Source organism: Flavobacterium fluvii (genome assembly GCF_900129545.1).
Classification (GTDB): Bacteria; Bacteroidota; Bacteroidia; order Flavobacteriales; family Flavobacteriaceae; genus Flavobacterium; species Flavobacterium fluvii.
In genome coordinates this window covers 108,843-131,621 of sequence record NZ_FQWB01000004.1, presented here as the reverse complement: position 1 = coordinate 131,621, position 22,779 = coordinate 108,843, and the positions used below count along the sequence as shown (strand labels likewise).

Annotated in this window: 13 protein-coding genes; 8 read left to right on the top strand and 5 right to left on the bottom strand. The window is 36.6% G+C overall.

What is annotated here, in order from left to right; translation table 11 throughout:
* Positions 1-9: 9 nt before the first annotated feature.
* The 7 genes from BUC16_RS10440 to BUC16_RS10410 all read left to right on the top strand — a co-directional run bounded on the left by BUC16_RS10440 (position 10) and on the right by BUC16_RS10410 (position 14,652).
* A complete protein-coding gene (locus BUC16_RS10440) occupies positions 10-1,290 on the top strand; it encodes a HupE/UreJ family protein (protein WP_073370411.1) in 1,281 nt (426 codons plus the stop codon).
* Between the two features lie 151 nt (positions 1,291-1,441).
* Positions 1,442-5,116, top strand: a complete 3,675-nt coding sequence (locus tag BUC16_RS10435; RefSeq protein WP_073370409.1) for a hybrid sensor histidine kinase/response regulator transcription factor — start codon at positions 1,442-1,444, stop codon at positions 5,114-5,116.
* 443 nt (positions 5,117-5,559) lie between these two features.
* On the top strand, positions 5,560-6,921 hold the full coding sequence (locus BUC16_RS10430; protein ID WP_084546148.1) for a rhamnogalacturonan acetylesterase: 1,362 nt from the start codon (positions 5,560-5,562) through the stop codon (positions 6,919-6,921).
* Positions 6,922-6,936: 15 nt separating this feature from the next.
* Entirely contained in the window at positions 6,937-7,776 is an 840-nt protein-coding gene (locus BUC16_RS10425; protein WP_141226128.1) for a sialate O-acetylesterase, read from the top strand.
* Between the two features lie 16 nt (positions 7,777-7,792).
* Positions 7,793-10,351: a glycosyl hydrolase 115 family protein gene (locus BUC16_RS10420; RefSeq protein WP_073370406.1), complete on the top strand. Its 2,559-nt coding sequence runs from the start codon at positions 7,793-7,795 to the stop codon at positions 10,349-10,351.
* Between the two features lie 12 nt (positions 10,352-10,363).
* Positions 10,364-11,800, top strand: coding sequence for a glycoside hydrolase family 28 protein (locus BUC16_RS10415; protein WP_073370404.1), 1,437 nt, complete (start codon positions 10,364-10,366; stop codon positions 11,798-11,800).
* A gap of 8 nt (positions 11,801-11,808) precedes the next feature.
* Complete coding sequence (locus BUC16_RS10410) at positions 11,809-14,652, top strand: glycoside hydrolase family 2 protein (protein WP_073370403.1); 2,844 nt, start codon at positions 11,809-11,811, stop codon at positions 14,650-14,652.
* Positions 14,653-14,847: 195 nt separating this feature from the next.
* Here BUC16_RS10410 and BUC16_RS10405 read toward each other — a convergent pair whose 3' ends face one another.
* The 5 genes from BUC16_RS10405 to BUC16_RS10385 all read right to left on the bottom strand — a co-directional run bounded on the left by BUC16_RS10405 (position 14,848) and on the right by BUC16_RS10385 (position 21,204).
* On the bottom strand, positions 14,848-16,776 hold the full coding sequence (locus BUC16_RS10405) for a glucosamine-6-phosphate deaminase (RefSeq protein ID WP_073370401.1): 1,929 nt from the start codon (positions 16,774-16,776) through the stop codon (positions 14,848-14,850).
* Between the two features lie 44 nt (positions 16,777-16,820).
* Complete coding sequence (locus BUC16_RS10400; RefSeq protein ID WP_073370399.1) at positions 16,821-18,203, bottom strand: sugar MFS transporter; 1,383 nt, start codon at positions 18,201-18,203, stop codon at positions 16,821-16,823.
* A gap of 85 nt (positions 18,204-18,288) precedes the next feature.
* Entirely contained in the window at positions 18,289-19,218 is a 930-nt protein-coding gene (locus BUC16_RS10395; RefSeq protein ID WP_073370398.1) for an NAD-dependent epimerase/dehydratase family protein, read from the bottom strand.
* Positions 19,203-20,294: a phosphotransferase enzyme family protein gene (locus BUC16_RS10390; RefSeq protein WP_073370396.1), complete on the bottom strand. Its 1,092-nt coding sequence runs from the start codon at positions 20,292-20,294 to the stop codon at positions 19,203-19,205. Before BUC16_RS10390 ends, BUC16_RS10395 begins: the two co-directional genes overlap by 16 nt.
* Position 20,295: 1 nt before the next feature.
* Complete coding sequence (locus BUC16_RS10385; protein WP_073370394.1) at positions 20,296-21,204, bottom strand: nucleotidyltransferase family protein; 909 nt, start codon at positions 21,202-21,204, stop codon at positions 20,296-20,298.
* Positions 21,205-21,671: 467 nt separating this feature from the next.
* Here BUC16_RS10385 and BUC16_RS10380 point away from each other — a divergent pair, with 467 nt between their 5' ends.
* A complete protein-coding gene (locus BUC16_RS10380; protein WP_073370393.1) occupies positions 21,672-22,712 on the top strand; it encodes a substrate-binding domain-containing protein in 1,041 nt (346 codons plus the stop codon).
* Positions 22,713-22,779: the final 67 nt, after the last annotated feature.

Here is a 22,779-nt window from a genome sequence, read left to right as displayed (position 1 = left end):
AAAATTTATATGTGCAAAAATAAAATTATTGGTTTATTCGTGCTGCTATTTTTTTTGGGAAAAGGATCGGCAATGGCGCATGCTTTACCCGATAGTAAAGCACAGCTCATCGTTGAAAAAGAACAGATTTTAATTAAATTCAGTACTCCATTGGAAATAGTGGAGAAAGCCTATAAAAAACCTGTTTTGCTTCAATCATCAATGGAGCTAGATAATTTAAAACACTATTATTTAAAACATATTCTGGTAACAGATTCCTTGCGTAGTTCATGGAATGTCAGTGTAGGTTCTATTTTAATTAATGAAAATGAAGTTCCTGTTGTGGGTAAATACAAGCAAGTTATTGCCTCTATATATCTTAATCCAAGTAATAGTAATAGTCTGAGAAATTTTGATCTTTCTTGTGATATTATCATACATCAAATCCCGACTCAATCTATTTTGTTTTCAGTAGACCAAGATTGGCAAAAGGGAATTGTACCCGAAAACTCAAAACAAATAGGAGTAATAGCGTTTGATTCCCAAACGGGAACAATACGCCCTTTAAAAATACAATTAGGACACGGAACATGGTTTGCGGGTTTTAAAAGTATGGTAAAATTGGGAATGCAACACATTAAAGAAGGAACAGATCATTTGCTGTTTTTGCTCGTTTTATTGTTACCAGCCACACTTGTGGTAAACCGTAAAAAATGGGGAGGCTTTGGAGGTGTAAAGTATAGTATTGTAGGGTTGTTAAAAATAGTGACCGCATTTACAATCGGGCATTCGATTACTTTATTGATAGGCGCATTGGGCTGGTTGCATTTACCTTCTGAACTAGTTGAGGTGCTCATTGCCTTTTCGATCTTGATTTCGGCAATACATGCCATTTATCCTCTTTTTCCCGGAAAAGAAGTTTATGTAGCGGCTGGTTTCGGCTTGATTCATGGCTTGGCTTTTGCCAGTATTCTGGTAAATCTTAATTTGGATACAAGTGAAATGGTTTTGAGTATATTAAGTTTTAATATCGGAATCGAATTGATGCAACTTTTTGTAATAGGCATTACCGTTCCGTGGATTATTTTGCTAAGTAAATCTTCAACTTACAACTATGTGCGAAACCTTTTGGCAGTGTTGGCAGGAATAGCGGCATTAGCATGGATCTCCGAACGGATTACGGGACATTCCAATTGGATTGCTGTTTTTATATTAATAAGTACCCAGTATGCTCCATATATAATAGGAATGTTGGCGATTACTGCTTTAATTATAAATGTTGGACAACGAATTAAATTAAAAAAAAGATAATTTAAACCCATTGGCATTGCAACTTACATGGCAGCTTTTTAACGGCTTATGATGTGTTATGAGTGTTTTTTACTAAGTTTACCACCTTAATCCATAAATCAAATAATTTTTAAATAATTGTAAATTTTAATTTACTTACCAATTACTTTTTATGCGCACATTTTTCAAAATAGTTGTTTTTCTGACGCTCTTGTTTTCGGGTGAGTGCATTGTTGGGCAAAATGTCAATTTTGAATATCTTACCGTAAAAGACGGTTTGCCTCAAAGCACGGTAAGGACAATTGTCAAGGATAAATATGGCTTTATGTGGTTTGGTACCTGGAATGGACTTTGTCGTTACGATGGGAACAAATTTAAAGTCTACAAAACCATTCCCGGCGATTCTACATCCATAGGCAATAACAGAATCCATTATATATACAAGGACGGCAAAGGCATCTTGTGGATTGCAACATTTAACTCTTTTATCTGCAGGTATAATTACAAAACAGACAATTTTACCCGATTTAAAACAAACCAAGTACCACAGGTAATTCACGATTCCACCAACCGACTGCGCAGTTTAACGGTATTTAAAAAATATGCCAATTTTTTGAAATTGCATATTGGTCCATTCGAACCATCACAAACTAAAGAACATATTGTATTTCAGACGAAGGCCAATAATGAAGGCGGACTCAACGATAATAATGTTAACTGTGTCTATCTTGATGATTCAAAAATTATATGGCTTGGTACTGCAACGGGTGGAGTGAATAAAGCCGACTTGAATGCGAAAAAATTTCATGGATTTTCAGTTGCTTCAAAGGATAGAAGTGCTGTTAATACCCCAATTCGAACAATGTTGGCTGATAAAAACGGAATTTGGCTAGGAACCCAGGATGATGGTTTGCTGTTCATCAATCGTAAAACCAAAGCAGAAACGTATTTTGTCAATGAACTTTCGGGTAAAAGCATTCGGTCCGTTTTTAAAGATAGCCGTGGTGATATCTGGATTGGGAATCGTTCAGGATTGGATAAATATGATATTCGCAGTAAAAAAATAATAAATTATTTCAGGGAGAAGGCTGGAAGTGATTCTCAAATGAATCGTTTTTTCGCCATTGCCGAAGATCCTGTTGACCATTCTCTCTGGTTTGGGAATTACAACGGAATTTTAAAATATGATAGACAGACGAATAAATTTGAGAAGCAATCCCTTCAGAAATATTTTACAAGGTCGGCCGCAGGTTGCCTATTTTTCGATTCAAAAAATAATTTGTGGATAGGAACCGAATATTCGGGACTGATTCAATTAAAGCGTGATCCCCGAACACAGAAATGGACAGATACCATTGCTTATAAAGAGGACGGCATTAATCCTGTACTCCCCGATGAGCGGGTTTATTCGGTTGCCGAAGATGCGCAGGGGAATATTTGGGCAGGAACGGCAAATGGGCTTTGTAGAATCAATCCTAAAACGCAAAATGTAAAATTATTCACAACGGCAGATGGACTTTCTGATCAATATATTGCAAAAGTTTTGTCTGATAGAAAGGGAAATATATGGATTGGACACAAAAAAGGATTGTCAAAGCTCAATACGAGAACGAATCAAATTCGGAATTATTCAGTCAGGGGAAGCCACCATGATTATGAGTTTATGGATGGCTCGGGATGTATCGAACCAAGTACCGGAGAATTGTTTTTTGGGGGAATTGATGGTTTTGTTTCATTCCGCCCAGAGGAAATTACCGATAATCTTAATCCGCCCATAGTGGCATTAACTGATTTTGAGGTTTTAAACAAAACGGTAAAAATCGGGGAAGAAATTAATGGAGAAGTTATTCTGACGGAAGCTTTGAATCTGACCAAAACAATTACTTTAGGTTATGAGGATAAAAGTTTTTCAATAGAATTTGCAGCATTGGATTATTCCGGTCCGTCAAAAAGTCGATATGCCTATCAACTGGAAGGACTGGATAAAGACTGGATTTATACCGATGCCTCAAGAAGGATTGCGACTTATGCCAATCTTCCATCGGGAACTTATACCTTCAAGGTGAAAGCGGCTAACAGTGATGGGGTTTGGAATCTAAAACCGAGAACACTCGAAATTATAGTATTGCCGCCCTGGTGGAGAACCTGGTGGGCTTATTCGTTGTATTTAATGTTGTTAGGAGCTGTTGCTTACTTTTTGTACCGCATTTTTAAGACGAAACAAGAGTATAACCGCAGGATACTGATAGAAAGTTTGAAAGCAGAAAAAGCTCAGGAATTGGACGCATTGAAATCCCGTTTTTTTACGAATGTTTCCCACGAATTCCGTACGCCTTTAACCCTGATTATTGATCCGTTGGAATCGCTATTGTCAGGAAAATTATCCAACGATAAGGCGAAAGAGTATTATGGTGTGATGCATCGAAATGCAGCACGATTACTGGTTTTGATCAATCAATTTTTGGATTTTAGAAAACTGGAATCAGGAAATTTGAGTTTAAAAGTGCATAAGGGAGATATTGTGGCTTTTGTACGCAATGTAATGGCTGCCTTTGAGTTTCAGGCACAACAAAAAAATATTGATTACAGACTGGAAACAGATCTCAACGAACTGCAATTTGGTTTTGATGCTGACAGCGTAGAAAAAATACTCTACAACCTGATTTCTAATGCTTTTAAGTTTACTCCCGAAGGAGGAAGAATTGTCATCGGTTTAAGTGTTTCTCCGGAAAATCAGGAACACATTATACTATCCGTAACAGATAATGGTATGGGAATTCCTGCCGACAAACTGGACAAGATTTTTGAATCCTTTTATCAGGTTGAGGATAACGATAGGGCAGATATTGTCGGGACTGGTGTAGGTTTATCACTTACCAAAGAGCTTGTAATGTTACACAAAGGGAACATTACGGTTAGCAGTGTACCTTATAACGAAACCTGTTTTACGGTAACATTGGCGAATCTTACAGCAACAAACCCATATTTGGAATCAACGGAAAACATTGTGGATTTTCAACCAAGGGAAAATGCTGAAGAAGTTGTTTTGAAAACCGAAGAAAAGAAATCCCAATCAGACACTCCCATCATTTTGATTGTGGAGGATAATGATGAAATTCGAAATTATATCCGGATGAATTTGGGTGGAGATTATAAAGTCATTGAAGCAGCAAACGGACTGCAAGGTTTAGAAATGGCTATGGATACCATCCCTGATTTAATCATCAGCGACATTATGATGCCTGAACTTAATGGTTTGGATTTTTGTCGAAAACTAAAAACCAACGAAAAAACCAGTCACATCCCGGTAATATTGCTTACGGCCCAGCAATCTGAACAATATCAGATGGAAGGCTATGATACGGGGGCAGATGCTTATATTTCGAAGCCTTTTAGTTCGGCTATGTTGCTTGTTCGCATTAAAAATCTCATCGAATCGAGACGAAAACTTCGGGAATTATTTAATAAGGCAACAGGTTTCAATCCACTTGTGTTGGGAACCAATGCTGCCGATAAAGCCTTTTTAAGTAAAGCTACGGCTTTGATCGACGCCAATCTTTCCAATGAAAATTTTGATGTGGAATGGTTGGCTTCCGAAATGTTTTTGGGGCGTACACAGCTTTATCGAAAAATCAAGGCGCTTACTAACCAGTCTGCACAGGAATTTATTACTACTATCCGCTTAAACAAAGCTGCCGAAATGCTTCTGGAAGGAAAACTTGCTGTGGGTGAAATTGCCTTTATCGTGGGTTACACGGATCCGACAAGTTTTGGTCGCGTGTTTCAGAAACAGTACGGGCTTACGCCAAAAAAATACAGTCAGCAAGGAAAGAATCCGCTTTCTTAAAACAGCTTGGCGCACTAAGATTATCTAATATAATTAAGTTTAAGGATTCGTCAGTTCGAGTGTTTTATTAAAAATGCGATAGCTTTTTTAATAAAATGTATCGAGAACACTACTTCTTAGATAAACTTCTCGATACAATTTTTAATAGTAAAGCTGTCGCATTACTATTAAAAACCACTCGAAGTGACGGTATAATGGTTCAACTTAATGGTGTTGGATATAGTATCTTGCTTTCAAATCTCTGTATTTTTTAATTTTTTGTAAATAAGTTAATTGTGTTTTTTGGATAAATAAAAATGCATCATTTGGCTGATTTTTAGAATCATTCTGCCTATTTTACAACTGCCTTTTTATACTAATTTCGTAGTAAATCAAAGACTGTTCGTAATGACTTATTTTAAGAACGAACATTATTTAACCACATAATTTTTAAACTGAATTTAATGATAAAACATTCATATCTATTTTTTATTTCAGCAATATTTTTTTTCAATTTGGCTTTGGCTCAAAACGAGATCAAGAGTAAGGAAACATCAACTGGCTTTAAGTTTGACTTTGGCTCAGGTAAAACCGAAGCAGGTTATATCAAAATACTTCCTGAAACTACATATACTCCTGAGAAGGGATATGGAATTGATTTTGTAACGACAGCAACAGCTAATTCAAAAGAAGGAAAACGGCCTTTGACTGATGGCCATCTTACCTCTGATAAACCTTTTTATTTTTCGGTTAAGTTGCCGGAAGGGAACTATCGTGTTAAAGTAACATTAGGAGATGATTCAGCGGTGTCAGAAACAGTAATTAGAGCCGAGAATCGTCGAATGATGGTCAATAGATTGCAAACAGAAAATGGAAAGCACAAGGTTGTTGAGTTTACGCTTCATATTCGTGACAGTATCATTAGAGGTGGAAAATATAAAAAAGTAAGTCTTAAGCCAAGAGAAAAAGATAATTATCAATGGGATGATAAGTTAACGTTAGAGTTTAATGGTTCAAGTCCAAAGGTGAATGCTGTCGAAATTTATCCGGAAAATAGTACTGTTGCCACAGTTTTTTTAACAGGAGATTCTACAGTGGTAGACCAGTCCAATGAGCCATGGGCTTCTTGGGGGCAAATGATTCCTGCATTTTTTAAGCCAGGTGAAATTGCAGTTGCCAATTATGCCGAGTCAGGTGAAACTTTGAGTAGTTCCATTGCGCAGCACCGATTTGATAAAGTGTATAGTTTGTTGAAAGCCGGTGATTATGTTTTTATAGAATTCGGACACAATGACCAAAAACAAAAAGGGGAAGGATACGGAGCATTTAAAAACTACAAGAAAAATCTTGAAGCTGTAATAGGTGAAATAAAGAAAAAAGGAGGAATTCCTGTGTTGGTAACTTCTGTTCAAAGAAGAAAGTTTGATGAGAATGGCAAAATTGTTGAAACTTTAGGTGAGTATCCAGAAGCAGTTAGAGTAACAGCAAAAGAACAAAATGTTCCCATAATTGATTTGAATGCCATGTCTAAAATTATGTATGAAGCCTTGGGTGAAAAAGAATCTATTAAAGCATTCGTTCATTTTCCTGCTAACATGTTTCCCGGTAAAGACAAGCCATTGGCCGATAACACGCATTTTAGACCTTATGGAGCTTATGAGATATCTAAATTGGTTGTTAAAGGGATTAGAGATGCTCATTTGAAATTAGCCAATTCAATTTTAGCTATTGTACCTGAAATAGATCCGGCAAAACCGGGAGCTTATGAAGAATTTTATTGGCCTTTAAGTCCGCTTAAAGAAGTGGTAAAACCGGATGGAAATTAATTTTTTAAAATAAAAATGATGAAAATAAGCTTTAAAAAATACAGTCTGTTATTGTTGTTCCTAAATTGTTTTTTTGCATTTGCTCAAGAAAAAGAGAACAGAACAAAATATTTTCCTAATAAAGAAGAAAAAGTAGTTACCATTCCTAATAAATCAAAGGTTTGGGTTTTTATGATGGCGGGGCAGTCTAATATGGAGGGACGTGGTTTAGTCGAGCCTCAAGATACTATTGCTAACGATAGAATTTTAACCATAAATAGTAATAATGAATTGGTTCTTGCCAAAGAACCAATTCATTTTAGTACTCCAGCCTACAGAGGTTTAGATTGTGGAATGTCTTTTGCAAATGAATTGTTGAAAAGTGTTCCCAAAGATGTAGTTATACTATTGCTGCCAACCGCAGTGGGAGGTAGTCCAATTGAGAAATGGATAAAAGATTTACCTCACAGAAAAATAAACCTCTATTCAAATTTTAAAGAAAAATTGGAATTAGGAAAACAATATGGGACTATAAAAGCAGTATTGTGGCATCAGGGAGAATCAGATGCGAATGCAGCAGGAATCTCAAATCGCGACCAAAATCTAAAAACCCTGTTCGCTTCTTTTAGAAAAGACATTGGCAATGAAAAATTACCAATATTAATTGGCGAAATAGGCTCTTTTTCAAAAGAACCTCAATTGTGGGCTGAAATAAATAAAGCAAATTATAAATATATCCAAGACGACAAATATGCCGACATAGTTGAAACTGCTGATTTGAAAGACAAAGGAGATAAAGTCCATTTTGATGGTGAAAGTCAAAGAGAAATGGGCAAAAGATTTGCAGCAAAGTATATTGAAAAGTTTTATAAATAGGTTTTAAAAGAATATTATGAATCGAAAATCATTATCACAAATTATCGTCGCTTTATTTATAGTTATTGGATGCGCTGAATTACAGGCACAAAGAATAACAAATAAATTAACAATAGTTCCACAAACTAAAACGGGTGCTTTTCCATTAGTCGAAAAAGGGATTGTTCCTTCAATACTTACCGATAAAGCAGATGCTGAGGTAGTCTCAATCGTTGCCAATGCCGTTGCTTCGGATATCGGACTAATCAGTGGTGTTATGCCTCAAGTTGTAAATAAGAGAACCAATGAAGAATACCTTATAATAGCAGGGACTATCGGAAAATCGGCTGTTATTGATGACTTGATTAAATCTGGGAAATTGGATGTTTCTTCTGTTAAAAACAAATGGGAATCCTACACGATTACCACGATTAATACTCCTGTGGCCGGCGTCAAACAAGCATTGGTTGTTGCTGGTAGTGACCGAAGAGGAACCGCTTATGGTTTGTTTGAAATTTCGAAACAGGCAGGCGTTTCTCCTTGGGTTTGGTGGGCTGATGTTAAACCAACGCCAAGAAAATCATTGTATGTTTTACAGGGAACATTGGTACAAAAAGAACCTTCGGTTAAATACAGAGGAATATTCATTAACGATGAAGACTGGGGTTTGAATCCTTGGGCAGCTAAAAATATGGATACCGATATTAAAGATATTGGACCTAAAACTTATGCCAAAGTTTTTGAATTATTGCTTCGTTTGAAAGCTAATTTAATCTGGCCAGCTATGCATGATAGTACCAAAGCATTCTGGTATTATAAACAAAACCCTGTTGTAGCGGATAAATATGCTATTGTAATGGGGTCTACACATTGCGATATGATGCTGCGCAGTAATACATTTGAATGGCAACATAATTTTGAGAATGAATACGGACGAAAACCGGGCGAATACCGTTATGACACTAACAAATCAGAGGTGTGTAAATACTGGGAAGACCGTGTAAATGAAGCTAAAAATTACGAAGCCATGTATACTGTGGGTATGCGTGGAGTACGTGATGGCGAAATTACAGGACCTGAAACCAAAGAGGGGAAAATAGCTTTGGTGGAAAATGTCATTGGAGACCAAAGAAACATTTTCAAAAAATATTTTGGTTCAACTACTAATGCGCTTCAAATTTTCTGTCCGTATAAAGAAGTATTGGGATTGTATACTGCGGGTTTAAAAGTACCTGATGATGTGACCCTGGTGTGGACCGATGACAATTATGGCTATATACGCCAATTATCAAACACAGCCGAACAAAAAAGAAGCGGTTCCAGCGGAATTTATTATCATTTATCATATCTAGGAGGGCCACATGATTATACCTGGTTGTCTTCTAATTCACCTTCTCTAATAGCTTACGAAATGACAAAAGCGTATCAGTTTGGAGCAGATAAATTTTGGGTTGTGAATGTGGGGGATATCAAACCTGCCGAATTAGAAACTCAGTTCTTTTTAGATATGGCTTGGGATGCAAAAAAATGGACTCCTGAAAATGCAACCCAGTATGTGCAAAGTTGGGCAGCAGTGACCTTTGGTACAGCATTTGCCGTTGAAATTGCCGCCATCAAAAACCAGTATTACCAACTGGCTCAAATTGGAAAACCGGAGCACATGGGAATGCTGCAATTTGATCATGAATCTAAAACAAAAAGATTAGCAGCTTACGCAAATCTGATTGAAAAAGTAAACACGGTAAAAAGTCGTGTTCCAAAATTGCTTCAGGATGCTTTTTTCCAATTGATAGAATATCCTGTAAAAGGAGCGGCCTTAATGACTCAGAAATTCTTCTATGCGCAGATGAGTTTAGAAGTGGCTGAAACCAATAAAAAATTGGCTTTGGACTATTCGCAAAAAACAAAAAATGCTTTGGAACAAATTATTAGTCTGACGCATCATTACAATAAAGAAATTGAAAATGGCAAATGGGATGGTATCATTACATATGCTCCCAGAAATCTGGAAACCTATGCGATGCCTAAAATTGCCAATCCGGAAATCTTAAGTGATTCGTTGCGAAATCCTGCAGCATTTGATAAAAGATATATAGAAAAAGTAATTACTACAATTGAAGCGGCTAAGTCACCTAATGTGGTTTCTTTGAGTGCTTCCGATTTTAAGAATAAACAAGATATTCCTTCCGATAAAATAATTACTGTTGATGGACTGGGTTTAAACGGAAAAAGTATTTCCCGCTATCCGTTTACCGGAAAATCATTTAAAAATGAGGAATATACACAAGCTCCTTATGTGGAATATAAAGTGAATTTAAAAGCTGGAGAATATCAATTATCACTAAAAAGTCTTCCAACCAAAACGATTAACAAAGAAAGAAATCTCAATATGGTATTGGTTATCAATCAACAAGCCCCTAAATTTGTAGATGCGGATACTTCTAAAAAGGATAAACACTGGACAATGAGTGTGGTTAGAGGATATTTTGAAAAAATACTTCCTTTTAAAGTTGAAAAAAAAGGTGAGACTACAATTCGCATCTATTTACAAGATACAGGTTTGGCTTTAAGCCAGATTGATATTGATAAATTATAAAAAATCTACAGAATGAAGCTTAAAAATAGTTTTAAAAATGTCATTTTATTCTCTTGCTGTCTCTTTGTTTTTATGGCTTTTAGCCAAAACAAACAGTCAAAATTCTGGTCGTCTTCAAAGGAGGCTTTAAAAGAAATGGAGCAAATCAGGAAATTGATAAAGGCTCCAAAATTTAAAAACACAGAATACCTGATAACCGATTTTGGGGCTAAAGCCGATGGTGTAACAATGAATACTGAGGCTTTTAAAAAGGCAATCGAAGCCTGTAATGCCGCTGGAGGAGGTAAAGTAGTAGTTCCTTCGGGAAATTTCCTTACGGGACCTATTTACTTAAAGAGTAATGTTAATCTGCATCTAAATGAGGGTTCAACAATTCTTTTTTCACAAAATCCAAAAGATTACGCTATTGTATTGACCCGTTGGGAGGGAATGGATTGCATGAATTATTCGCCACAGATATATGCTTATGGAGAAACAAATATTGCGATAACAGGTAGTGGAACCATTAACGGTAATGCTGATAAAACGCATTGGTGGCCTTGGAAAGGTCGTAAACAATACGGATGGAAAGAAGGAACACCAAATCAATTGCCGGCTAGAGATAGTTTGCATCTAATGATGAAAAAAAATGTAGATCCCAGAAAACGTGTTTTTGGGGAAGGTCATTATTTAAGACCTTACATGATTCAGCCCTATAACTGTAAAAATCTATTGATTTCTGGTGTCACCTTAATTGATTCGCCAATGTGGTTTTTAAGTCCGGTCATGTGTGAAAACATCACTATAGAAAAGGTCAGAATAGATTCAGAAGGACCTAATACTGACGGCATTGATCCTGATGCCTGTAAAAATGTACTCATTAAAGATTGTTATTTAAACACCGGTGATGATTGTATTGCAATTAAATCAGGACGTGATGAGGATGGTAGAGGAAACAAGAAACCTGCCGAGAATCATATTATTGAAGGTTGTGAAATGAAAAATGGGCACGGCGGAATTGTAATTGGTAGTGAAATTGCAGGAGGAGCTAAAAACATTTATGCCATCAACTGTAAAATGGACAGTAAAAATCTGGATAGAGTACTGCGTGTTAAAACCTCATCCTCTCGTGGTGGGATTATCGAAAATATATTTTTAAAAGATATTACTGTAGGAAGTTATGGCGAATCGGCGATTCATTTCAATATGTTTTATGAAAATCCAGGAAATTTTATGCCTGTAATCAGAAATATTTGGATTGAGAACATGAATGTTGAAAAAGGAGGTGAATACGCCGTTTTTGTTGATGCTTACAAGGAATCTCCTGTGACCAATTTAAAAATAGTGAACTGTAATTTTAAAGGTGTAAAACAGTCTTTTAATGTCAATCACGTTAAAAATATGGAATTGCAAAATGTGACTATAAATGGTCAACTTGCAAAATTTTCAGATACTCCAAAAACGAAATAAAACATAAAATGAAATTAAAAAACATATTATATGCCTTTTCTCTTTGTTGTTTTTCAGCAATTAATGGGCAGACACAATCTTCGGTAAAAAAAAAAATTCAGTATCTCTCAGGGACGGATGTAAAGAATACCAAAACCTGGGATTTCTGGGTAACTGCTGGTCGCAATAGCGGTAAATGGACTACTATTCAGGTGCCGGGGCATTGGGAACAGCAAGGTTTTGGAGGTTACAATTACGGAAGAGACAATGTTACCAATGGAAAAAATTTTCGCTACCATGATGAAAAAGGATTTTACAAGTATGAATTTGAGGTTCCAGCTTCATGGGCCGATCAGGAAGTAAATATTGTCTTTGAAGGTTCAATGACGGATACCGAAGTGAAAATTAACGGAAAGTTGGTTGGACCTGTACATCAAGGATCTTTTTATCGATTTAAATACAATATTGGAGATAAATTAAAATTGGGTCAAAAGAATTTATTGGAAGTGTTGGTAAGCAAAATGTCTGCTGATAAATCGGTAAATGGAGCCGAACGTTTGGCTGATTATTGGATTTTTGGCGGGATTTTTAGACCGGTATATTTAGAGGCTTTACCTAAGGCGAATATAGCATGGACTTCTATTGATGCCAAGGCAACAGGTTCTTTTAACATGAATGTTCATTTGAACAACAAATTAGATGGATACGATGTTCTTGCCGAAATTATGGATGCCAAAGGTTCAGTAGTGGGAACTACAACTGCCAAAACCACCGCGACAGATTCGATTGTTAACCTTAAAACTACGGTTAAGAAACCGCTACTTTGGTCGGCAGAAAGTCCTAATTTATATAGTGTAAAAGTTTCTCTTAAAAAAGGGGCTGACAAAATTTATGAAACTTCGGATAAGTTTGGCTTTAGAACTATTGAGGTTCGAAAAGAGGATGGAATTTATTTGAATGGAACCAAAATAAAAATTAAAGGGGTCAATAGACACGTGTTTTGGCCGGAATACGGGCGTGCCACGTATCCCGAAGCCGATTTAATTGACGTGAAATTGATTAAGGAAATGAACATGAATGCGGTGCGATGTTCGCATTATCCTCCGGATAAAAATTTTCTTAGAGTTTGTGATTCCTTGGGACTTTATGTGATAGACGAATTGGCTGGTTGGCAAAAAGCCTACAGCACTAAAGTTGGCGAGCCTTTGGTGAAAGAAATGGTAATTCGGGATGCGAATCATCCATCCATTATTTTCTGGAGTAATGGAAACGAAGGGGGACATAATTTTGATTTTGGCGATGATTTTGGAAAATACGATGTGTCGAATCGCACGGTGATTCATGCACACCATAAACCCGGAAATGCCATTAATGGCATCGACTGCAATCATTACGAAGGCTACTACAGTACCCAAGAAATTGTTTCAGGACCAAATATTTATATGCCAACCGAGTTTTTACATGCCATGCAAGACGGTGGTGCCGGAGCCGGTTTGGCAGATATGTGGGAGTTGCATTGGAATTCCAAAAAAGGGGCGGGAGGTTTTATTTGGGATTTTGCCGATGAAGGCATCATGCGAACAGACCTGAACAATAGGATTGATGTAAATGGGAATAACGCTGCCGACGGAATTGTAGGGCCTCACAGGGAAAAAGAAGGCAGTTTTGATGCCATTCGAGAGATTTATTCTCCGGTACACATTACCCTTAAAGAATTAGCAGGAGATTTTAAAGGAGAAATTCCTGTTGAAAATCGGTATCATTTTACCAATTTAAATGAGTGTAACTTCCAGTGGGAATTAATCAATTTTAACGGGAAACAGGAGGATGAAACCGGACATACCATTGTAAAAACAGGAAATTTTGTTGGGCCAAATATTGCAGCTGTTGCTAAAGGAGTTTTAAAACTGGAGCTTCCGGCTGATTGGAAAAACAGTGATGCCCTGACTTTAAGAGCTATTGGAGCCGATAAAAATGAAATTTACCGCTGGGTTTGGAAAGTAAAATCGAATGCAGATTTATTAAAACCTATTTTAACGGCTGAAGCTCCAAAAACGGTTGCAGTTAAGGAAGAAGGAAACATTTTGACAGTAACAGCCAATGCTATTTCAGTAAGTTTTGATAAAAAAACGGGTGAATTGTCAGGGGTTAAGAATGATAATGGTTCGGCAATTTCATTCAAAGACGGGCCTGTTTTGGTAAGTGGAACTTCGACTTTTACAGGTTTAAAACACTTTAAAGAAGGAGAAGCTTATGTAATTGAAGCAAGTTATACAGGGAACCTGAATTATGTGCGTTGGAAAATGCAACCTACGGGATGGTTGGAAATGGATTATCAATATACGCTCGATGGAGAATATCCTTTTGCAGGGATTACTTTTAGTTATCCGGAAGGATTGGTTATGGGTGCTAAATGGTTGGGTAAAGGACCTAGTCGTGTGTGGAAAAACCGTTTGCAGGGCGTTACTTTTGATGTTTATGAAAACCGAAATAATTCTACACATACAGGCAGTTCGCCATGGATTTACCCAGAATTTAAAGGTTATTTCTCTGAAATAGTTTGGATGGAACTGAGCACGTTAGAAGGAAAGTTTACCGTTGCTTCTCCTGACGAAGACATGTTTGTGCGTTTATTTGATTTCTATGGAATAAATGCCAATAGGCCTCATCCACAATTACCAGTTGGAGATATTTCTTTCCTGGATGCCATTCCAGCGGTTGGTTCAAAAATGGGAATTAGTGATGCCGAGGTTAAAAAATTAGGCCCAAATAGTGAATTAAATTCGATTCATAAACCAATTAAGCGTAGTTTGTATTTCTATTTTGGTTCTCCAAAACTAAAGGAGAAAAGGGAAGAGAAATTGCCAAGGTAAAAAATACTTATTTTGTAGATGGAATTTCATTTTCTGTAAATATCCTTTTTGTAATCCCAATTTTTGAAATTCCTTACTCCTTTTCGTCACTCTAATATTTAGGTCTGGAGGTTTTGATTGTTTGAAATAAACAAAAAACCCTTAAACATGAATTGTTTAAGGGTTTGTTTTTTGAAAAAAAACTTGAATTTTTTATTAATATTCCCATCTAACGAAAGCTTCCATCGCCGCATAAGTGGCAAGTCCGAGTTGTTTGTAGAACGTCGCAGTTTCGCTGTTTCTGTCCTCTGCTCTTTGCCAAAACTCCCTGGCATCTGATCCTTGGAAGACCACACCGTCTTTTTGGGATTGGTGTTTGAATATTCCGTGTCTTTTTTCCAATACCTGGTCTGGGCTCATCGGCACTGCCATTTCAATCTCGTCAATTCCCCATTCCTGCCAAGCACCTCGGTATAACCAAACCCAACAGTCTTTCATGAAGTCTTTCGGTTTTAATTGTTTCACGGCTTCAAAAATAGCGTCCAGACATACTTTGTGTGTTCCGTGTGGATCGGCTAAATCACCTGCAGCATAGATTTGGTGTGGTTTTACTTTTTCGATAAGATCCACGGTGATTTGGATATCTTCTTTTCCCAAAGGTTTTTTCTCAATGGCTCCTGTTTCATAAAAAGGAAGTTCCATGAAATGAATCTGACTGTCTGGTAAACCTACAAAATGGCTCGTGGCACGTGCTTCTCCTTTTCGAATCAATCCTTTGATGTAACGGACTTCCGGGATGTCAATTTCGCTGGCTTTTTTGTTTTTAAGGAATGTTTCTGCCTTTTTGTAAATAGTGTCGGCTTCAACACTTTTTATGCCAAATTTTTCATTGTAATCAAGTACAAAATTGGCAAAACGCAATGCTTCATCATCGGCAACAGCAATATTTCCTGATGTCTGATAGGCCACATGCACTTCATGACCTTGTTGTTGCAGTCTCATGAAAGTTCCTCCCATACTGATGATGTCATCATCTGGGTGCGGACTGAAAATCAGCACTCGTTTTTTTGCTGGATTGGCCCTTTCGGGTCTGTTTGAGTCATCCGCATTGGGTTTCCCCCCGGGCCATCCGGTAATCGTATTTTGTAATTTATTGAATATTTTGATGTTGATGTCGTAAGCCGGTCCGGAATCGGCCAATAAATCGCTCATCCCGTTTTCAATATAATCCGCATCGGTAAGCATTAAAATTGGCTTTTTTAAATGAAGAGCCAAAGACAATACCGCTTTTCGAATCAATTTGTCGGTCCAAACAATTTTTTCCACCAACCAAGGAGCGTTGATTCTTGTCAGCTTTGAAGAGGCCTCCCTGTCTAAAACAAAAACCGCATTCTTGTGTTCCTGCAAAAAGGAAGCCGGTATTTGATTAGTCACCGTACCTTCAACAGAAGCTTTGATGATGTTGGATTTTCCTTCTCCCCAAGCCATCAGTATAACCTGTTTGGCTTCCATTATTTTTTTAACTCCTAGTGTGATTGCTGTTCTTGGTGTGTTGCTCAATCCCGAAAAATCGCCACTGGCAGCCACTCTTGTGATGTGGTCCAATGCCACCAATCTCGTTTTTGAATTCTGCAACGAACCCGATTCGTTGAATCCGATATGACCGTTACCACCAATTCCCAGTACCTGTAAATCAATCCCGCCCAAAGCTTCAATCTTGGCTTCATAATCGGCACAATAATCCGCAATTTCTTCTTTTGACAAAGTTCCGTCAGGAATATGGACGTTTTCCGGCAGGATATCAACCTGGTCAAACAACAATTCCTTCATAAATCGCACATAGCTGTTTATGGAATCCGGTTGCATTGGGTAATACTCATCCAAATTGAAGGATATCACGTTTTTAAAACTCAGTCCTTCTTCTTTGTGTAAACGAACCAATTCAGCATACAATCCTTTTGGAGAAGATCCTGTCGCCAATCCCAATATACAGGATTCATTATTTTCCTGCTTTAATCTGATGAGTGATGCTATTTCTTTAGCAACCGCTACGGAAGCAGTCGTAGAGTTTTCAAAAACTACGGTGTTAATGTTCTCAAATCGTTTCTCAAATCCCGTTGATTTATCAATATTACTTTTTAACATTTTTCGCTTTATTAGATTATTGTTTTTTATACTGTGCTATTATTTTAGGCTATGGACCAGGTTCTGTATTTATGTCCTTTTATTGCAAAAAACAGAATCATAAGATAAGAAGGCAATAATATTATGTACGCCATTTGATTGCCGCTTTTTGCTGTTTCTGTAATGCCTTGGGTTTCATTTGCAATGTTAATGGAATCGGCTAAAGCACCATACATTAACGGAAAAATAGCACCACCTATAATTGCCATAATTAGCAAAGCTCCACCAATTTTAGTATAACCTCCCAAGTCTTGAAGTGCCATTGGCCAAATTGCAGGCCAGCATAGTGCATTTGAAAGTCCCATTAACGCCACCAAAAGTATTACAAGCGGTAATGCCGGAATTCCAGGTAAAGCAACCATTATTTCTGGAGAAATGAAGACAGTCAACAATACCAAAACAATTCCAAGTATTCCGGAAAGTTTTAAGGCATTGACTTGTGAAACATATTTTGGAATTAAAGTTATGCCCAAAACGTATCCTATAACCATTGCGACCATTGTGAAAGAAGTTAATTTTAGATAAAAATCTCCATTATCACCATATACTCCCAAGTGTTTACCAAAACTCCCTATTGAATCTCCTGCTATCACTTCGGCAGCTACATACAACATCAGGGTAATCACACCCAAAACTAATTGAGGGCGCTGTAATACATTTTTGATTTGTTGAAAAATGCTGAGATGCTCTACATTTCCATCTTCATCAAGGTTTATTTCAGGAAGTGGCGAGAATTTTACCAATACCGCCAAAACGAGAATGATTATTCCCATATAAATATAAGGAGCTTGTAATTGTAGTGCAAGAGAGTCTAATGCAGCAGTTTTTGCAGCAGCGTCCAGAGCGGCAATTTTGTCGGCGGTATAATCGGCCATGTTTGACAATACCAAGGATGTTAATGCCAGCGGAGCTATAAATCCGGCCAATTTATTGGCAGTACCTAAAATACTTATTCGAGCAGCGGCACTTTCACGAGGGCCAATTACCACAACATACGGGTTGGAAGCAGTCTGTAAAACGGCTAAACCTGTTCCCATAACGAATAGAGCTCCCAGGAACAACCCAAAAGTTCTTGTTTCTGCGGCAGGGTAAAACATAAATGCTCCAACTGCTATAATTATAAGTCCAAGTGATAAACCATTTTTGTAACCCGCTTTTTCAATAATCCAGGATGAGGGGATAGCCATTACAAAATAAGCAATGTAAAAGGCGAAAGTCACGAAATAGGCCTGTGATTCTGTTAGCTCGCAAGCTAACTTGAAAAACGGAATCAGAGGACCGTTTAACCAAGTCACAAATCCAAAAATAAAAAACATAAAGGTTAAAATAGCCATCGGTACCAATGTGCTGTCTTGTTTATTTGCCAGGGGAATACTCATTTCGTTCATATTATTTTCATTAAATGTTTTATAATTTTAAATCTAGGTTTTTTGGATAGGTTGGTGTTAAAAAAGAAAAATACTGATAGAATAACTATTTAATTTGCAGTAATTCATTTTCATAGAAACTAATAGTTTCCTGTAAAGCCCTGTCAATCGTATAGTCCGGTTTAAATCCAAGTTGGTTAAATTTGGATGGATTTGCAACGGAATGTTTGATGTCACCCGGTCTTTCTTCCAGAAATTGAATTTGGGACTTTGAGTTGGTGATTTCGATTATTTTTTTTGCCAAATCCAAAATAGACGTGCTATATCCCAAAGCAACATTGTAGGTTTCTCCACCCACTTTTGAAGCCAAAATATTTGCTTTCACGACATCTTTCACATAGATAAAATCCCTTGTTTGCGAACCGTCTCCATAAATAGTTATAGGTTGATTTTGAAGTGCTTTATTTATAAAAATGGGCACTGCGGCCGCATAAGCCGATTGCGGATTTTGACGAGGTCCAAAAACATTGAAATATCGTAATGAGGCAGTTGGAACATTCCATTGATCCTGATACATTTTCAAATAAAACTCTCCATCCAGTTTTGTGACAGCATAAGGAGTCATGGGTTCAGGCGTCATTGTTTCTACTTTTGGCAATATGGGATTGTCACCATAATTTGCCGCAGAAGACGAAAGCACCACTTTGCAGTTGGCACTCTTCTTTGCTGCCTCCAAAATATTTATTGTTCCCAATGCATTTATTTCAATGCATTCATTTATGTTTAACAGTGATTCGGGTACACTAACCAAGGCCGCTAAGTGAAATATTCCACTGGCTCCCTGCACTAGTTCTTCCACAAGATCTTTATCGCGTATATCTCCTTTTATGAATTTAACGTTCAGACCGTCAAGATTTTTTTCAAAGCCTGTTCTTAAGCTGTCCAAAACAATTACTTCATGTCCTTCTCCTGATAAATATTCGGCTATGTGGCTTCCTATAAAACCGGCTCCTCCTGTGATTACGTAATTTCCCATTTATCTTTTTTTAAAATATTTATTTTTTCTGAAAAACTTTCAATTAATTTGAATTGGTTTTTTGCCCGATCAAAATTATGTTCCGGATATTTGGTTTTATAATACACATCACCGTTTAAATAATCGGTTAAAAAACGCAATGCCATTATAAAAATCATCGTTTTTGCTCCCAGTGGAAGGTATTCTAATTCTAATGGAGACAAGAAAGGCTTCATTTTTTTCAGAAAACCTTTGGCATAGGCATTATAATAGTCGATATTAAACTCAACCAAGTCCAAATTAGTTTCATCCTCGGCGGCTGTATTGCAAATCGTTCGTATCGCATCACCAAAATCATAATGCACAATTCCCGGCATAACGGTATCGGTGTCAATAACACAAAGCCCTTTGTTTTTTGTGCTAAAAAGAATATTTGATATTTTGGTATCGTTGTGCGTTACACGGGTTTTTATGGCTCCAGACTCTTTCAAGTGCTGGATAATATGCATTTCTTCTCTAAGATCTTCAACGAGTTTAATCTGTTCTTTTGCTTTGTCCATACGCTCTATTGAGGCGTTTTTCAGAGCATCTTCAAATTGCGCGTAGCGAAATGACATGTCATGAAAATTTGGAATGACTTCCGTCAATTTGGACGCATCAAAATCACTGGTCAGCGTTAGAAATTTCCCTAGCAATCGTCCTCCTTCATAGGCAATTTTTTCATCTTTAACGATTTCATAAGTCACACTATCGTCAATAAAGTACATTATATTCCAATAATTGCCTTCTTCGTCTTTATAGTAAGGCTCTCCGGTTTTGGTATCTGCAAAAGCCAGCACGCTTCGTTTTTGCTTTTTCTCGGATAAATCTTTTAATTTTTCCTGAATATGGCGACTTATGGCAACCTTATTCCCAATAAGTCCGGGAACATCTTTAAAAACACCGTGATTAATGCGTTGCAATACAAAAAAAGGCTTCTCTTTTGTTTTTATCAAATAGGTATCATTAATATGCCCCGATGCCAATTCTTCATAAGAATCAAACTCTCCGTTATGGTTGAATTGATTAAAAATGCATTCTAGTTTTTGTTCTAACATCTTACCAAAGATTACGTGGGTAAAAATTCTGTTTTTTTAACTCGCTTATCGCCTTTTGCACAATTTCTTTGTCTTCTTTATAAGTAACCCCAAACCATTTGGAATCCGATTGCAAAACTTCTACAGTGGCTTTCCCTGATTTCAATATTTCATTCACAATGGAGGGCAAATAAAACTCTGCCTTTAAATCTTCTTGGTTTTCTTCTAAAAATTTTTCGAACAATTGTCCCCCAAACTCAAAACATTTTGGTGTAAAACCCCAAAAGTTCATCGACACAACGGCGTTCTCATCGATTGGAACAAATTCCCCGTTATCCTCTTTTCGCATTAATTTGCCGTCAATCTTTTCAATATGTGTACGCTCGGTAACACCTGTTAAATATCCATTTTCATTTACTTCACACTCGCCTCTGGAAACAAAACCATGATCGGATACCGTATTCTTCAACAAATAAGCCATGGTATTAAAATCATACGACTCTTTGTTCTTTTCTGCCAAAGATTTAGCCATCACTTTAAAAGCTTCGGCACCATAAAAATCATCTGCATTTATAATTGCAAAATTTTCTTGAACAGCATCTTTGGCCATTAAAAGAGCATGTCCCGTACCCCAAGGTTTTGTTCTTTCCGGATTAATATATTTCTGGGGAACATTTTCAAGTTCTTGATACACATAATCCACTTCTGCCTTTCCTTCCAGCTTTTTATTGAAAATTTCTTTAAACTCTTTTTCAAAACTCTTGCGTATTATGAATACAAATTTTCCAAAGCCGGCCTGAAGTGCATCATAAAGTGAAAAATCAATGATGGTATCCCCTTCTGGAGTAAACGTATCTATTTGTTTTAAGCCACCATAACGGCTTCCCATGCCCGCAGCTAAAATGACAAGAGTTGGTTTGTCTTTGTACATGCTTGTTTAAAATTTAAGTTATTGTAAATCAGGTATTTGAATATTTATCTATTGTCCAAAATTATTCTTTTGTTCCTTTTCACGAGACGAATTTATAGATTAAGTTTTAATAAAACAAGTAAAAACCAATAAAATGTGCTCGAGCACACTAAATTTATGTTTTCGAGCACAAATTTCTTATGTTTTCGAACACATTATTAGTGGAGTATCCTTAAATTAGCAAAATTATGTACTGGATTTGTCGATGTTGATTTTAAAAACAGATTAGGATTGTTTTTGTTTTTAAAGTATTTCCTTTTGGCAGTTTGTTTAAAAGAAGAAAAGAAAGATTATTGTAAATCTAATGGAATTATAAGGTGATAATTCTATTTAAATCAAATCTATCTTATCTCGTTTGATAATTAAAAAAAATCAGCAGTCAAATCTTGGACATAAAAACTTAACGAAAAAAATATATATTTGCGCATATGGATAGAAAATACACAATAAAGGATATTGCCGAGATGGCTGGTGTTTCGAAAGGAACTGTAGATAGAGTGCTGCATAAAAGAGGAAAGGTTTCTGATGAAGCCCTAAATAAAATCAATGAAGTTTTAAATGTCATAAACTACGAACCCAATCTTATTGCCAGGAATTTAAAGAACAATAAAGTCTATCGCATTTGTATATTGTTGCCGGATCCTGAAATCGATCCCTATTGGAAGCCTTGCATAAAAGGTATTGAAGATGCAGTCCAAGAATTCAGGGCTTATAATTTTTCGATTAAAACTTTTTTCTTCAATCCGGAAAGTAAAAAATCCTTTTTGAAAAAAAACGGAGCCGTTTTGGAGATGTCACCCGATGCTGTTTTATTGCCACCTTTATTCCATAAAGAAGCGTTGGAGGTTGTCAAGAAATATGAGGAGCAGAATGTTATTGTGAATATCTTTAACAACCAAATCCAATCGGATTCCATAAAGAGTTTTGTCGGTCAGGACTTATTTCACAGTGGAAGAGTCGCCGCCAAATTATTGGATTTGCTTTTGAAAAAAGGACAGATTGCCGTTATTCATATAGACGAATCCATAAAGAATGCCATTCACATGCAGGAGAAGGAGAGGGGCTTCCGAAATTATTTCAGTGAGAGAAAAAATCAGGATTATACTATTACAACCTTAAAATTAAAAAACCCTAATGTTGAAATTAATTTGACTAACTTTCTGAATGAAAATCCCGATTTGTCAGGAATCTTTATCTCTACTTCAAAAGCGTATCAAATTGCCAAAGCAATTAGTGAAATAAAAGATAAAAAAATTGCAATCATCGGATATGATTTGATTGAGAATAACGTGAGTTATTTGAATCAGGGAGTAATCGATTTTTTAATTCATCAAAATCAAAAAAAGCAAACTTATCTGGGAGTTACCTCGATTATTGAGTTTTTCCTTTTTGACAAACAAATTCCAAACACTATCCTTTTACCTATTGACATAGTCAACTCTGAAAATGCTTCGTTTTATATCGAATAGTTTTATTTTTTAAGATTAAAGATAAAAATGAACTATCCGGAAAGTCAGTTGATTTCTGTATTGATAA